Source organism: Pseudomonas sp. B111, from assembly GCF_026428275.1.
GTDB classification, from domain to species: Bacteria; Pseudomonadota; Gammaproteobacteria; order Pseudomonadales; family Pseudomonadaceae; genus Pseudomonas; species Pseudomonas aeruginosa.
In genome coordinates, this window is the sequence record NZ_CP097857.1 from 5,868,349 (window position 1) to 5,882,268 (window position 13,920).

At 66.1% G+C, this 13,920-nt stretch carries 11 protein-coding genes; 7 read left to right on the forward strand and 4 right to left on the reverse strand.

The genetic code is table 11. From position 1 onward, the window contains the following. The first annotated feature begins 56 nt into the window (after positions 1–56). Positions 57–668 carry a LysE family translocator gene (locus tag M6E97_RS27190; RefSeq protein ID WP_033955004.1) on the forward strand — a complete coding sequence of 204 codons (612 nt, stop codon included), beginning with the start codon at positions 57–59 and terminating at the stop codon, positions 666–668. Positions 669–675: 7 nt separating this feature from the next. Here the strand turns inward: M6E97_RS27190 and M6E97_RS27195 are convergent, their stop codons facing one another. The 3 genes from M6E97_RS27195 to M6E97_RS27205 form a co-directional block, all read right to left on the reverse strand. Continuing rightward, on the reverse strand, positions 676–2,091 hold the full coding sequence (locus M6E97_RS27195) for a hypothetical protein (RefSeq protein ID WP_023443539.1): 1,416 nt from the start codon (positions 2,089–2,091) through the stop codon (positions 676–678). Positions 2,092–2,125: 34 nt separating this feature from the next. After that, positions 2,126–2,848, reverse strand: a complete 723-nt coding sequence (locus M6E97_RS27200) for a 16S rRNA (uracil(1498)-N(3))-methyltransferase (RefSeq protein ID WP_023088759.1) — start codon at positions 2,846–2,848, stop codon at positions 2,126–2,128. 92 nt (positions 2,849–2,940) lie between these two features. Beyond that, a complete protein-coding gene (locus M6E97_RS27205; RefSeq protein ID WP_003106128.1) occupies positions 2,941–4,344 on the reverse strand; it encodes an adenosylmethionine--8-amino-7-oxononanoate transaminase in 1,404 nt (467 codons plus the stop codon). Positions 4,345–4,517: 173 nt separating this feature from the next. Between M6E97_RS27205 and M6E97_RS27210 the strand changes: the two genes are divergently transcribed. From M6E97_RS27210 to M6E97_RS27220, 3 genes are all read left to right on the forward strand, one after another. Beyond that, positions 4,518–6,008: a flavin monoamine oxidase family protein gene (locus M6E97_RS27210; RefSeq protein WP_003118815.1), complete on the forward strand. Its 1,491-nt coding sequence runs from the start codon at positions 4,518–4,520 to the stop codon at positions 6,006–6,008. A 181-nt stretch (positions 6,009–6,189) separates the two neighbouring features. Next, positions 6,190–6,759 (forward strand): cytochrome b, encoded by a 570-nt coding sequence (locus tag M6E97_RS27215; protein WP_034005215.1) that lies wholly within the window; start codon positions 6,190–6,192, stop codon positions 6,757–6,759. 11 nt (positions 6,760–6,770) lie between these two features. Then, positions 6,771–7,346: a YceI family protein gene (locus M6E97_RS27220; RefSeq protein WP_003084626.1), complete on the forward strand. Its 576-nt coding sequence runs from the start codon at positions 6,771–6,773 to the stop codon at positions 7,344–7,346. A 68-nt stretch (positions 7,347–7,414) separates the two neighbouring features. Here M6E97_RS27220 and mexR read toward each other — a convergent pair whose 3' ends face one another. Continuing rightward, positions 7,415–7,858, reverse strand: coding sequence for a MarR family transcriptional repressor MexR (gene mexR, locus M6E97_RS27225; RefSeq protein ID WP_004365054.1), 444 nt, complete (start codon positions 7,856–7,858; stop codon positions 7,415–7,417). A gap of 274 nt (positions 7,859–8,132) precedes the next feature. On the opposite strand from mexR, the gene mexA reads away from it, so the two are divergent. Genes mexA through oprM form a run of 3 tightly spaced genes read left to right on the forward strand, consistent with a single transcriptional unit; the run spans position 8,133 to position 13,899 of the window. Further along, positions 8,133–9,284: a multidrug efflux RND transporter periplasmic adaptor subunit MexA gene (gene mexA / locus M6E97_RS27230; RefSeq protein WP_003118819.1), complete on the forward strand. Its 1,152-nt coding sequence runs from the start codon at positions 8,133–8,135 to the stop codon at positions 9,282–9,284. A 15-nt stretch (positions 9,285–9,299) separates the two neighbouring features. Further along, the gene (mexB, locus tag M6E97_RS27235; RefSeq protein ID WP_003107312.1) at positions 9,300–12,440 is read left to right on the forward strand and encodes a multidrug efflux RND transporter permease subunit MexB; all 3,141 of its coding nucleotides are present in this window, start codon (positions 9,300–9,302) and stop codon (positions 12,438–12,440) included. Position 12,441: 1 nt separating this feature from the next. After that, on the forward strand, positions 12,442–13,899 hold the full coding sequence (oprM, locus tag M6E97_RS27240) for a multidrug efflux RND transporter outer membrane channel subunit OprM (protein WP_003084633.1): 1,458 nt from the start codon (positions 12,442–12,444) through the stop codon (positions 13,897–13,899). Positions 13,900–13,920: the final 21 nt, after the last annotated feature.

Sequence of the window (13,920 nt, forward strand, 5' to 3'; positions counted from 1 at the left end):
TCCGCTTCGCTGCCGGCCGGGATAATCCGACGACCCACCCACGGAGTCGTCGTCCCATGCTCGCCATCTTCCTCGCCGCCTTGCTGTTCGGTTTCGCCTTCAATGTTTCTCCTGGCGCGGTGTTCAGCGAAACGCTGCGCCGTGGTTTGACCGGCGGCTTCCGCCCGGCGTTGCTGGTGCAACTGGGGTCGCTGATCGGCGATGCCGTCTGGGCCCTGCTCGGGCTCACCGGGCTGGCACTGCTGCTGGGCTACGAACAGGTGCGGATTCCCCTGACCCTGGCCTGTGCCGCCTACCTGGCCTGGCTCGGCGTGCAAGGCTTGCGCGACGCCTGGAGTCCGCCGCTGGCGGCGGAGGATGCCGGCGAGCAGGGGCGCAACGCCTTCGGCGCCGGCGCGGCGATCTCCCTGTCCAACCCGAAGAACGTGGTCTATTGGGGCGCCCTCGGCAGCGCCCTGGCGGGGATCGTCGACGGCACGCCGAACCAGGCGCAGTCGCTGGTGTTCTTCGCCGGTTTCATGCTCTCGTCGCTGATCTGGTGCTTTTGCTGCGCGGCGCTGGTGGACTGGCTGCGGCGCAACACCTCGCTGTTCTGGCACCGCCTCAGCTACGCCGGTTGCGGCGTGCTCCTGCTCGGCCTGGCAGGACTGGCGCTGCGCGGGCTGTAGCCGCGCCTCAGGCCGGCGCCAGGCGCCGCCGCAGCAGGCGTTGGCGCAGGCTTTCGAACCTGCCGAGGTCGACATGCCGGGCATGGTCGCCGACGACGATCCGGCCGTCGGGCAGCTCCGCCCAGTGCTGTAGTCCGCCCTCCAGGTCCAGTTCGCCGTAGCGGATGCGCAGCGCCCGGCCGGATTCGAGGTGCCAGAGCTGGGCGAGGTCCCGCGAGCGATGCGGTTCCAGCCACGGCGCCAGGAGCAGCCAGCCTCCGTCCAGGGCCTGGAGCTTCAGGTAGGGGCCTTCGGCCAGGCCGTCCAGCGAGTGGCTGCGGATCTCGCCGCTGTCGAGCCGGCCTTCGCAGAGCGTTTCACGCTCCAGCCAGACGATGGTCCCGGGCGCCGCCGAGGTCGGTTGCGCCGGATCGGCGGGCAGATCCTTGCCGACGGGGAACGGCAGGGGCTGGATGCGTGCCTCGCGCCATTCGAAGAACTGCCCGCGGGAGAGCAGGCAGACGCGCTGGTCCGGAGTGGTGAAGACCGCCGGCGGATTCTCGATGGAGCGCCGCGCTTGCGGCACCTCGAAGAGCAACCGCGGTTCGTCGTTGCCCTGGGCGAAGCCCGGATAGAGGAAGAACAGGCCGCGGTCGGCCAGGAGCAGGTCGTCCCCGGCCAGGCCGATGGCAAGTTCCGGGGTGCGGCGTTGGCGCAACGACTGCGCCGGCGGCAGCGGCAAGGGCGGTAGTTCGGGCGTCAACGAGGCGAGGTCGCGGGAGCGATGCAGCCAGGCGTAGGGGCTTCCCGAACGGGTCATCCTGACCCAGGCGTGCAGGCCGTCCGCCGAACTGGCCCGGCAGAGCAACGCGCCCTGGGTTTCCTCCGCGCCATCGGGCAGGCGTTGCAGCCTGGGCCATTGGCGCAGGTCCAGCAGGTTGCGGCTGTCCTCGCCCGGCAGGCGGGCGATGGCCAGGCCGGGCGCCAGGTGCTCGGCGTGTTCGAGGCAGATGTAGGCCGAAGCCGGCGCCAGGCCGGCCGGCGCGGCGGCGGGGAGGGCCGCCCGGGCGCCCTCGGGTGCGTCTTCCTGGCGCAGCGTGCGGGCGTTGTGGCCCTGCGCTGCGAGCGCATCGAGGAGGCGCTGGCTGTGGGGGGCGCCGACCACGTACAGGTTCAGGCTGTCGTCTTCGTCCAGGCGTTCCACCAACGCCAGTCCGAGGGATTCCAGCTCCTGGCCGAGGGCTGGCAGGAAATCCTCGGGAAGGTCGTCGCGCAGGCGCTCCAGCAGCGTCTCCAGTGCGGCGGAGGCCAACTGCGGGAAGCGTCCGGCATAGTCTCGGCGGAGTACGCCGAGCACGTCGGGCAGGCGGATCTTCCAATCGAAGGTAACGGGCGTGTCCATGCGTGCGATCCGTTGCGAAGTGGGTTGCGCAACGGTATTCACTGGCTGTCGCCGTTGTAAAGCGGCGGGAGAGATATCAGGCGAAGTCGCCCCAGAGTTGCTGGGCCACCGCCAACGCTACCACCGGCGCGGTCTCGGTGCGCAGCACTCGCGGGCCGAGGCGCGCGGCGTGGAAACCGGCCGCCTGCGCCTGCTCCACCTCGGCATCGCTCAGGCCGCCTTCGGGACCCACCAGGAAGGCCAGGCGCGACGGCGGCGCATGGCTGGCCAGGGGGGCGGCTACTGGGTGCAGGACCAGCCTGAGCTCATCGTCCCGCCCGCGCAGCCAGTCCTCCAGGGCCAGCGGCGGATGGATCAGCGGCAGGCTCGAACGGCCGCACTGCTCGCAGGCGCTGATCGCCACCTGGCGCCAGTGTTGCAGGCGCTTGTCGGCGCGCTCGTCCTTCAGGCGCACTTCGCAACGCTCGCTGACGATCGGGGTGATTTCCGCCACCCCCAGCTCGGTGGCCTTCTGGATCGCCCAGTCCATCCGCTCGCCGCGCGACAGGCCTTGCCCCAGGTGGATACGCAGGGGCGAGTCGGGCTGGCCGGCGAACTGCTCGCGGAGTTCGACGCGGACATTCTTCTTGCCGACCTCGACCAGCTCGCCGAGGTATTCCCGGCCGCTGCCGTCGAACAGTTGCACGGCGTCGCCCGTGGCGTGCCGCAGCACGCGGCCGATGTAGTGGGCCTGGGTCTCGGGCAGGTCGTGCTGGCCGAGGGCGAGGGGCTGGTCGACGAAGAAGCGGGACAGGCGCATGGCGATTCGAGGGTAGTGGCGACAGGCGCGCAGTTTACTGCCTGCCGCGGGGCGCTGGAACCGGCCCCCTCGGGACGAAGGGGCGGCGACGTTCAGCCCGGATCGCGGTGGTCCGGGTGGAAGTCGCTGACCGCCACGCTGACCGCGTCGCGGGTGGCGATGTCGATGCCTTCGCTGGCCACCTCGGCGAGGAAGTCGATCTGCTCCGGGGTAATCACGTAGGGCGGCAGGAAATACACCACGCTGCCCAGCGGGCGCAGCAGCGCGCCGCGCTCCAGGCCATGCTGGAAGACCTTCAGGCCGCGGCGCTCCTGCCAGGGGTAGGGCGTCCTGGACGCCTTGTCCTGGACCATTTCGATGGCCAGGACCATCCCGGTCTGGCGCACCTCGGCGACATGCGGGTGGTCGGCCAGGTGCGCGGTGGCCCTGGCCATGTGGGTGGACAGCGCGCGGTTGGCCTCGATCACCTTGTCTTCCTCGAAGATGTCCAGGGTCGCCAGGGCGGCGGCGCAGGCCAGCGGGTTGCCGGTATAGGTGTGCGAGTGGAGGAAGGCGCGCAGGGTCTGGTAGTCGTCGTAGAAGCCCCGGTAGATGGTCTCGCTGGTCAGCACCGCGGACATCGGCAGGTAGCCGCCGGTGAGGGCCTTGGACAGGCAGAGGAAATCCGGGGCGATGCCGGCCTGCTCGCAGGCGAACATCGTCCCGGTGCGGCCGAAGCCCACCGCGATCTCGTCGTGGATCAGGTGCACGCCATAGCGGTCGCAGGCTTCGCGCAGCAGCTTGAGGTAGACCGGATGGTACATGCGCATGCCGCCGGCGCCCTGGATCAGCGGTTCGACGATGACCGCGGCGATCTCGTCGTGCCCTTCGGCCAGGGTGCGCTCCATGTGGGCGAACATGTTCCGCGAATGTTCTTCCCAGCACATGCCGTCCGGACGCAGGAAGCAGTCCGGGCTGGGCACCTTGATGGTGTCCAGCAGCAGCGACTTGTAGGTTTCGGTGAACAGCGCCACGTCGCCCACCGACATCGCGGCGATGGTTTCGCCGTGGTAGCTGTTGGTCAGGGTGACGAAGCGCTTCTTGCGCGGCCTGCCGCTATTGAGCCAGAAGTGGTAGCTCATCTTCAGCGCGACCTCGATGCCCGCCGAGCCGCTGTCGGCGTAGAACACCCGGTCGAGCCCCGGCGGGGTGATCTTCACCAGTCGCTCCGACAACTCGATCACCGGCTGGTGGCTGAATCCGGCGAGGATCACGTGCTCCAACTGGTCGACCTGGTCCTTGATGCGCTGGTTGATGCGCGGGTTGGCGTGGCCGAACACATTGACCCACCAGGAACTGACCGCGTCGATGTAGCGCTTGCCTTCGAAATCCTCCAGCCAGACGCCTTCGCCGCGGCGGATCGGGATCACCGGCAGGCGTTCGTGGTCTTTCATCTGGGTACAGGGATGCCAGAGTACGTTCAGGTCGCGCTGCATCCAGTCGGCGTTAAGGCCCATGGGCTGTCTCCTCGGATCGATCGGCAAAGCCTATGCAATGGGGGTGAGATGAACAACCCGGTGGGTTGGGACACATCCGACAGCAGCCGCCGACGGACTCCTATGGTGGCCCAAACGGCTCTGGCGTATGCTGCGCGCCGTTGCGTCTTTGCTTTTTTTCTGGGGAGTCCGGTATGTCGTTAAGGTGGCTGCGCGCCGCGGCGTTTCTCATGTTGGGGGTGTTCAGCGCGGTGGCGCTGGGCAAGGATAAACAGCCTACGGCGATCGTCGTAGGCGCGGGCCTGGCAGGCCTGAGCGCGGCCTACGAATTGCAGAAGGACGGCTGGCAGGTCACGGTGCTCGAGGCGCGGCCGCAGGTGGGCGGGCGTTCCGGCCTGGCCACCAGCGAATGGGTCGGCAACCAGAAGGTCCAGCCCACGCTCAATGCCTACCTGGACACCTTCAAGCTGAAGCCGGTGCCGGCGCCGGACTTCGTCCGCACCCCCAGCTACCTGATCGACGGCCTGTACTACAGCAGCAGCGATCTCGCGCTCAAGCAGCCGAACGTCGCCGCCGACCTCAAGCGCTTCGAGTCGACCCTGGACGATCTCTCGGCATCGATCTCCGATCCGCTCAACCCCGCCTCGAGCAATACCCTGTTCGCCCTCGACCAGATGAACGCCGCGCGCTGGCTGGACAAGCTGAACCTGTCGCCGACCGCGCGCCTGCTGGTCAACCAGCGTATCCGCTCGCGCTACGACGAACCGTCGCGCCTGTCGCTGCTCTACCTCGCCCAGCAGGGCCGCGCCTACCGTGGCGTCGATGACCGCGACCTGCGCGCGGCGCGCCTACCCGGCGGCAGCCAGGTGCTGGCGGAAGCCTTCGTCAAGCAGATCAAGACGATCAAGACCAAATCCAAGGTGTCGAGCATCGTCCAGGCCAAGGACGGCGTCGCCGTCAAGGCCGGCAGCGAGACCTACAAGGCCGACTACGTGGTTCTCGCCGTGCCGCTGAAGGCGCTCGGCCAGATCCAGATGACCCCGTCCCTGAGCGGTACCCAGATGTCCGCGCTGAAGGGCACCAACTATGGCTGGCGCGACCAGATCCTGCTGAAGTTCAAGCGCCCGGTGTGGGACGACAAGTCGCGCCTCTCCGGCGAGATCTTCAGCGACCAGGGCCTGGGCATGATCTGGGTCGAGCCGGCGCTGAAAGGCGGCGCCAACGTGCTGATCAACCTGTCCGGCGACAACGCCCGCGTGCTGCAGGCTTTCGGCGACCGGCAGATGGTCGACCAGGTGCTGATCCGCATGAACAAGTTCTATCCGAAGATGCGCGGTGCCTTCGCCGGCTACGAAATTCGTCGCTACAGCGCCGACCCGGGCACCGGCGGTTCCTACCTGGCCTACGGTCCGGGCCAGGTGACGCGCTTCTGGCGGATCTGGGAACAGCCGCTGTCGCGGGTCGCCTTCGCCGGCGAGCACACCGATGCGCTGTACCCCGGCACCATCGAGGGGGCGCTGCGCAGCGGCAAGCGCGCCGCCAGCCAGGTGCGCGACCTGTACGCCGGCAAGACTCCGGTGATCGAGGGCGCGCCGATGGTGGCGAAGGCCGAGAAGGTAGCCGCACCGACGACCGGCGGCGAGAAGAAGAACCCATTCGCCTGGTTCACCCGCCTGTTCGATTGATCCCCTTCGCCGGCGCCGGAAGCTCCGGCGCCTTGCGCTTCCCGGTTCGCAGCGCAATCCAGGGTTTTTTCTTAGCCTGCGAACCTATCTTGTGAATCGATGTTTCAAAGCAGAATTTTCTGCTTTAACTCGATGGATTTGCCGCTAGTCTTGAGGCTTCGCTTTTCAAGGAAGTTTTTTCATGCAGTGGCGCAATACCTCATCCCGTTACGGCGTATTCAGCCTGTTCCTGCACTGGGGCAGCGCGCTGGTGGTCTTCGGCCTGTTCGGCCTGGGCCTGTGGATGCGCGAACTGAGCTATTACGACCCCTGGTACCACCCCGCGCCGGCGCTGCATAAAAGCATCGGCATCCTGCTGGCCATCGCCCTGCTGGTGCGGATCGTCTGGCGTTTCGTCAGCCCGCCGCCGCCGGCGCCGGTCAACCACGGTCCGCTCACGCGGGTAGTGAGCAAGCTCGGCCACCTCGCGCTGTACGGGCTGCTGCTGGCGGTGATCGTCGCGGGCTACCTGATTTCCACCGCCGACGGCGAACCGATCAGCGTATTCGGCTGGTTCTCCGTGCCGGCGACCCTCAGCGGGCTGCCCGACCAGGCGGACGTCGCGGGTGAAATCCATCTCTACCTGGCCTGGGCGCTGGTGGTCTTCGCCGTCCTCCATGCCCTGGCCGCCCTCAAGCATCACTTCGTCGACCGCGACCCGACCCTAAAGCGCATGCTCGGTCGCTCGTCGAATGATCAACAACCACGTTAAGGAGAATGTCCATGCTGAAGAAGACCCTTGCCGCGCTGGCGCTCGGCTCCGCACTGTTCACCGCCGGCCAGGCAATGGCCGCGGACTACAAGATCGACAAGGAAGGCCAGCACGCCTTCATCGAGTTCCGCATCAAGCACCTGGGCTATAGCTGGCTGTACGGCCGCTTCAACGACTTCGACGGCAGCTTCACCTTCGACGAGAAGAACCCGTCGGCCGACAAGGTCAAGGTGACCATCAACACCAACAGCGTGGACACCAACCATGCCGAGCGTGACAAGCACCTGCGCAGCGGTGATTTCCTCAACGTCAGCAAGAACCCGACCGCTACCTTCGAATCCACCGAAGTGAAGGCCAACGGCGACAGCGCCGACATCACCGGCAACCTGACCCTGAACGGCGTGACCAAGCCGGTCACCATCAAGGCCAAGCTGATCGGCCAGGGCGACGACCCGTGGGGCGGCTACCGTGCCGGCTTCGAAGGCAGCGCCACCCTGAAGCTGAAAGACTTCGGCATCAAGATGGACCTCGGCCCGGCATCCCAGGAAGTCGAGCTGCTGCTCTCCGTCGAAGGCATTCGCCAGTAAGCGGATACCTGAAACGAAAAACGCCGGCGATCGCCGGCGTTTTTCATTGTGCTTCGAAAAGAATGTTCTTAAATATCCTCAAGCGGTTGCGCGGCCAGGCATTGGTCGAGGAGATGCACCAGGGTGGCTTGTTCCTCCGGGGTGAGCGGGGCAAACAACTCGTCATGCACGCGTGACATGATGGCTTCCGCATGCTGGTGGATGGCCAGCCCCTCGTCGGTGAGGAAGAGCTGGAAGCTGCGCTGGTCACTGGGGTTGCGCTCGCGGCGGACCAGGTTTCTTCCCTCCAGCTCGCGGATCTTCCGGGTGATCAGTGCCTTGTCGCGGCACATCTGGCGTCCCAGATCCTGCAGGTTCAGCCCGCGTTGTTCGTCGATAAGCTTCAATACATGGACGTCGGGCGGGGTCAGGTCGAGTCGCTGGCAATCGAGCTCGCTCTGGATGCGCGTCCGCACATGCTGGAAGACCGCCATCAGCGCGGGCATCAGGTCGGGATTCACGGGGTAGTTCATTGGTCTGGCCGAGTAAACCTAATGTAAATGTGGTTGATCCAGTCAACTATTTTGCTTATTTTAGTTGACCTTATCAACCTTGTTTCAGGTTCTGAATATGGGCCATGGCGCCGGGTGGATAACCGGCCATCGAGCTAAAACGTTTCAGGTGTTTTCACGCGAGGCTTTCGGACGTTTACAAACACCTATGAATGTAAGTATTTTGCCTGCCTTCTTCGAGCCGGTGCAGCGCCTTCACGCTGCATCGGCCGCTTTCGCTCATGAGGACAACGCTATGCAACGAACGCCAGCCATGCGTGTACTGGTTCCGGCCCTGCTGGTCGCGATTTCGGCCCTTTCCGGGTGCGGAAAAAGCGAGGCGCCGCCGCCGGCGCAAACGCCGGAGGTCGGAATCGTGACCCTGGAAGCGCAGACGGTGACCCTGAATACCGAGCTGCCGGGCCGGACCAATGCGTTCCGCATCGCCGAGGTGCGTCCCCAGGTGAACGGCATCATCCTCAAGCGCCTGTTCAAGGAAGGCAGCGACGTCAAGGCCGGGCAGCAGCTCTACCAGATCGACCCCGCCACCTACGAGGCCGACTACCAGAGCGCCCAGGCCAACCTGGCCTCGACCCAGGAGCAGGCCCAGCGCTACAAGCTGCTGGTCGCCGACCAGGCCGTGAGCAAGCAGCAGTACGCCGACGCCAATGCCGCCTACCTGCAGTCCAAGGCGGCGGTGGAACAGGCGCGGATCAACCTGCGCTACACCAAGGTGCTGTCGCCGATCTCCGGCCGCATCGGCCGTTCCGCGGTGACCGAAGGCGCCCTGGTGACCAACGGCCAGGCCAACGCGATGGCCACCGTGCAACAGCTCGACCCGATCTACGTCGACGTCACCCAGCCGTCCACCGCCCTGCTGCGCCTGCGCCGCGAACTGGCCAGCGGCCAGTTGGAGCGCGCCGGCGACAACGCTGCGAAGGTCTCCCTGAAGCTGGAGGACGGTAGCCAATACCCGCTGGAAGGCCGCCTCGAATTCTCCGAGGTTTCCGTCGACGAAGGCACCGGCTCGGTCACCATCCGCGCCGTGTTCCCCAACCCGAACAACGAGCTGCTGCCCGGCATGTTCGTTCACGCGCAGTTGCAGGAAGGCGTCAAGCAGAAGGCCATCCTCGCTCCGCAGCAAGGCGTGACCCGCGACCTCAAGGGCCAGGCTACCGCGCTGGTGGTGAACGCGCAGAACAAGGTCGAGCTGCGGGTGATCAAGGCCGACCGGGTGATCGGCGACAAGTGGTTGGTTACCGAAGGCCTGAACGCCGGCGACAAGATCATTACCGAAGGCCTGCAGTTCGTGCAGCCGGGTGTCGAGGTGAAGACCGTGCCGGCGAAGAATGTCGCGTCCGCGCAGAAGGCCGACGCCGCTCCGGCGAAAACCGACAGCAAGGGCTGATCAAGGGGATTCGTAATGTCGAAGTTTTTCATTGATAGGCCCATTTTCGCGTGGGTGATCGCCTTGGTGATCATGCTCGCGGGCGGCCTGTCGATCCTCAGTCTGCCGGTCAACCAGTACCCGGCCATCGCCCCGCCGGCCATCGCCGTGCAGGTGAGCTACCCGGGCGCCTCGGCCGAGACGGTGCAGGACACCGTGGTCCAGGTGATCGAGCAGCAGATGAACGGGATCGACAATCTGCGCTACATCTCCTCGGAGAGTAACTCCGACGGCAGCATGACCATCACCGTGACCTTCGAACAGGGCACCGACCCCGACATCGCCCAGGTCCAGGTGCAGAACAAGCTGCAACTGGCCACCCCGCTACTGCCGCAGGAAGTGCAGCGCCAGGGGATCCGGGTGACCAAGGCGGTGAAGAACTTCCTCATGGTGGTCGGTGTGGTTTCCACCGACGGCAGCATGACCAAGGAAGACCTGTCGAACTACATCGTTTCCAACATCCAGGACCCGCTCTCGCGGACCAAGGGCGTCGGTGACTTCCAGGTGTTCGGCTCGCAGTACTCGATGCGCATCTGGCTCGACCCGGCCAAGCTGAACAGCTACCAGCTGACCCCCGGCGACGTGAGCAGCGCGATCCAGGCGCAGAACGTGCAGATTTCCTCCGGCCAGCTCGGCGGCTTGCCGGCGGTCAAGGGCCAGCAGCTCAACGCCACCATCATCGGCAAGACCCGCCTGCAGACCGCGGAGCAATTCGAGAACATCCTGCTCAAGGTCAATCCCGACGGTTCCCAGGTGCGCCTGAAGGACGTCGCCGATGTAGGCCTGGGCGGCCAGGATTACAGCATCAACGCGCAGTTCAACGGCAGCCCGGCGTCCGGTATCGCGATCAAGCTGGCCACCGGCGCCAACGCGCTGGATACCGCCAAGGCGATCCGCCAGACCATCGCCAACCTGGAACCGTTCATGCCGCAGGGCATGAAGGTGGTCTACCCGTACGACACCACCCCGGTGGTCTCGGCCTCGATCCATGAGGTAGTGAAGACCCTCGGCGAGGCGATCCTCCTCGTGTTCCTGGTGATGTACCTGTTCCTGCAGAACTTCCGCGCCACGCTGATCCCGACCATCGCCGTACCGGTGGTGCTGCTGGGGACCTTCGGCGTGCTCGCCGCGTTCGGCTTCTCGATCAACACCCTGACCATGTTCGGCATGGTGCTGGCCATCGGCTTGCTGGTGGACGACGCCATCGTGGTGGTGGAGAACGTCGAGCGGGTGATGGCCGAGGAAGGCCTGTCGCCAAGGGAGGCGGCGCGCAAGTCCATGGGTCAGATCCAGGGCGCGCTGGTCGGTATCGCCATGGTGCTCTCGGCGGTATTCCTGCCGATGGCGTTCTTCGGCGGCTCCACCGGGGTGATCTACCGGCAGTTCTCCATCACCATCGTGTCGGCCATGGCCCTCTCGGTGATCGTGGCGCTGATCCTCACCCCGGCGCTCTGCGCGACCATGCTCAAGCCGATCGAGAAAGGCGACCATGGCGAGCACAAGGGCGGCTTCTTCGGCTGGTTCAACCGGATGTTCCTTTCCACCACCCACGGCTACGAGCGGGGCGTGGCGTCGATCCTCAAGCATCGCGCGCCGTACCTGCTGATCTACGTGGTGATCGTGGCCGGGATGATCTGGATGTTCACCCGCATTCCCACCGCGTTCCTCCCCGACGAGGACCAGGGCGTACTGTTCGCCCAGGTACAGACCCCGCCGGGCTCCAGCGCCGAGCGTACCCAGGTGGTGGTGGACTCGATGCGCGAATACCTGCTGGAGAAGGAAAGCTCTTCGGTCAGCTCGGTGTTCACCGTGACCGGCTTCAACTTCGCCGGCCGCGGCCAGAGTTCGGGCATGGCGTTCATCATGCTCAAGCCCTGGGAAGAGCGTCCCGGTGGTGAGAACAGCGTGTTCGAGCTGGCCAAGCGCGCGCAGATGCACTTCTTCAGCTTCAAGGACGCGATGGTGTTCGCCTTCGCGCCGCCGTCGGTACTGGAACTGGGTAACGCCACCGGCTTCGACCTGTTCCTCCAGGACCAGGCGGGCGTCGGCCACGAGGTCCTGCTCCAGGCGCGCAACAAGTTCCTCATGCTCGCCGCGCAGAACCCGGCGCTGCAACGCGTGCGCCCCAACGGCATGAGCGACGAACCGCAGTACAAGCTGGAGATCGACGACGAGAAGGCCAGCGCCCTCGGCGTGTCCCTCGCCGACATCAACAGCACCGTGTCCATCGCCTGGGGTTCCAGCTACGTCAACGACTTCATCGACCGTGGCCGGGTCAAGCGGGTCTACCTGCAGGGCAGGCCGGACGCGCGGATGAACCCGGACGACCTGAGCAAGTGGTACGTGCGCAACGACAAGGGCGAGATGGTGCCGTTCAACGCCTTCGCCACCGGCAAGTGGGAATACGGTTCGCCGAAGCTGGAGCGCTACAATGGCGTGCCGGCGATGGAGATCCTCGGCGAGCCGGCGCCCGGCCTGAGTTCCGGTGACGCCATGGCGGCGGTCGAGGAGATCGTCAAGCAATTGCCGAAAGGCGTTGGCTACTCCTGGACCGGCCTGTCCTACGAGGAGCGCTTGTCCGGCTCGCAGGCGCCGGCGCTGTATGCGCTGTCGCTGCTGGTGGTGTTCCTCTGCCTGGCGGCCCTGTACGAAAGCTGGTCGATTCCGTTCTCGGTGATGCTGGTGGTGCCGTTGGGCGTGATCGGCGCGCTGCTGGCGACGTCCATGCGCGGCCTGTCCAACGACGTGTTCTTCCAGGTGGGCCTGTTGACGACCATCGGCCTGTCGGCGAAGAACGCCATTCTCATCGTGGAGTTCGCCAAGGAGCTGCACGAGCAGGGCAAGGGCATCGTCGAGGCGGCCATCGAGGCCTGCCGCATGCGTCTGCGGCCGATCGTGATGACCTCCCTGGCGTTCATCCTTGGTGTGGTTCCGCTGGCGATCTCCACCGGCGCCGGCTCGGGCAGCCAGCATGCGATCGGTACCGGCGTGATCGGCGGCATGGTCACTGCGACCGTCCTGGCGATCTTCTGGGTACCGCTGTTCTACGTGGCGGTCAGCACGCTGTTCAAGGACGAGGCGTCCAAGCAGCAAGCGTCCGTCGAAAAGGGGCAATGATATGAAACGGTCCTTCCTTTCCCTGGCGGTAGCCGCTGTCGTTCTGTCCGGCTGCTCGCTGATCCCCGACTACCAGCGCCCCGAGGCGCCGGTAGCCGCGGCCTACCCGCAAGGGCAGGCCTACGGGCAGAACACCGGCGCGGCGGCCGTTCCGGCCGCCGACATCGGCTGGCGCGAGTTCTTCCGCGACCCGCAGTTGCAGCAACTGATCGGCGTGGCGCTGGAAAACAACCGCGACCTGCGGGTCGCCGCGTTGAACGTCGAGGCCTTCCGGGCGCAGTACCGCATCCAGCGGGCCGACCTGTTCCCGCGGATCGGCGTGGACGGTAGCGGCACCCGCCAGCGTTTGCCGGGCGACCTGTCGACCACCGGCAGTCCGGCGATTTCCAGCCAGTACGGGGTGACCCTGGGCACTACCGCCTGGGAACTCGATCTCTTCGGCCGCCTGCGCAGCCTGCGCGACCAGGCCCTGGAGCAGTACCTGGCGACCGAACAGGCGCAGCGCAGCGCGCAGACCACCCTGGTGGCCAGCGTGGCGACCGCCTACCTGACGCTGAAGGCCGACCAGGCGCAGTTGCAACTGACCAAGGACACCCTGGGCACCTACCAGAAGAGTTTCGACCTGACCCAGCGCAGCTACGACGTCGGCGTCGCCTCCGCGCTCGACCTGCGCCAGGCGCAGACCGCCGTGGAAGGCGCCCGCGCGACCCTGGCGCAGTACACCCGCCTGGTAGCCCAGGACCAGAATGCACTGGTCCTGCTGCTGGGTTCCGGGATCCCGGCGAACCTGCCGCAAGGCCTGGGCCTGGACCAGACCCTGCTGACCGAAGTGCCGGCGGGCCTGCCGTCGGACCTGCTGCAACGGCGCCCGGACATCCTCGAGGCCGAGCACCAGCTCATGGCCGCCAACGCCAGCATCGGCGCCGCGCGCGCGGCGTTCTTCCCGAGCATCAGCCTGACCGCCAACGCCGGCACCATGAGCCGCCAGCTGTCCGGCCTGTTCGACGCCGGTTCGGGCTCCTGGTTGTTCCAGCCGTCGATCAACCTGCCGATCTTCACCGCCGGCAGCCTGCGCGCCAGCCTGGACTACGCGAAGATCCAGAAGGACATCAACGTCGCGCAGTACGAGAAGGCGATCCAGACCGCCTTCCAGGAAGTCGCCGACGGTCTGGCCGCGCGCGGTACCTTCACCGAGCAGTTGCAGGCACAGCGCGATCTGGTCAAGGCCAGCGACGAGTACTACCAGCTCGCCGACAAGCGCTACCGCACGGGGGTGGACAACTACCTGACCCTGCTCGACGCGCAACGCTCGCTGTTCACCGCGCAGCAGCAACTGATCACCGACCGCCTCAACCAGCTGACCAGCGAGGTCAACCTGTACAAGGCCCTCGGCGGCGGCTGGAACCAGCAGACCGTGACCCAGCAGCAGACCGCGAAGAAGGAAGATCCGCAGGCCTGATCGCCTTCCGCGCCATGCAAG

Excerpts from the sequence above, each read along its gene's own strand:
- M6E97_RS27190 (WP_033955004.1), top strand. The coding sequence starts at position 57 with ATGCTCGCCATCTTCCTCGCCGCCTTGCTGTTCGGTTTCGCCTTCAAT.
- M6E97_RS27200 (WP_023088759.1), bottom strand. The coding sequence starts at position 2,848 with ATGCGCCTGTCCCGCTTCTTCGTCGACCAGCCCCTCGCCCTCGGCCAG.
- M6E97_RS27205 (WP_003106128.1), bottom strand. The coding sequence starts at position 4,344 with ATGGGCCTTAACGCCGACTGGATGCAGCGCGACCTGAACGTACTCTGG.
- M6E97_RS27210 (WP_003118815.1), top strand. The coding sequence starts at position 4,518 with ATGTCGTTAAGGTGGCTGCGCGCCGCGGCGTTTCTCATGTTGGGGGTG.
- M6E97_RS27215 (WP_034005215.1), top strand. The coding sequence starts at position 6,190 with ATGCAGTGGCGCAATACCTCATCCCGTTACGGCGTATTCAGCCTGTTC.
- M6E97_RS27220 (WP_003084626.1), top strand. The coding sequence starts at position 6,771 with ATGCTGAAGAAGACCCTTGCCGCGCTGGCGCTCGGCTCCGCACTGTTC.
- mexR (WP_004365054.1), bottom strand. The coding sequence starts at position 7,858 with ATGAACTACCCCGTGAATCCCGACCTGATGCCCGCGCTGATGGCGGTC.
- mexA (WP_003118819.1), top strand. The coding sequence starts at position 8,133 with ATGCAACGAACGCCAGCCATGCGTGTACTGGTTCCGGCCCTGCTGGTC.
- mexB (WP_003107312.1), top strand. The coding sequence starts at position 9,300 with ATGTCGAAGTTTTTCATTGATAGGCCCATTTTCGCGTGGGTGATCGCC.
- oprM (WP_003084633.1), top strand. The coding sequence starts at position 12,442 with ATGAAACGGTCCTTCCTTTCCCTGGCGGTAGCCGCTGTCGTTCTGTCC.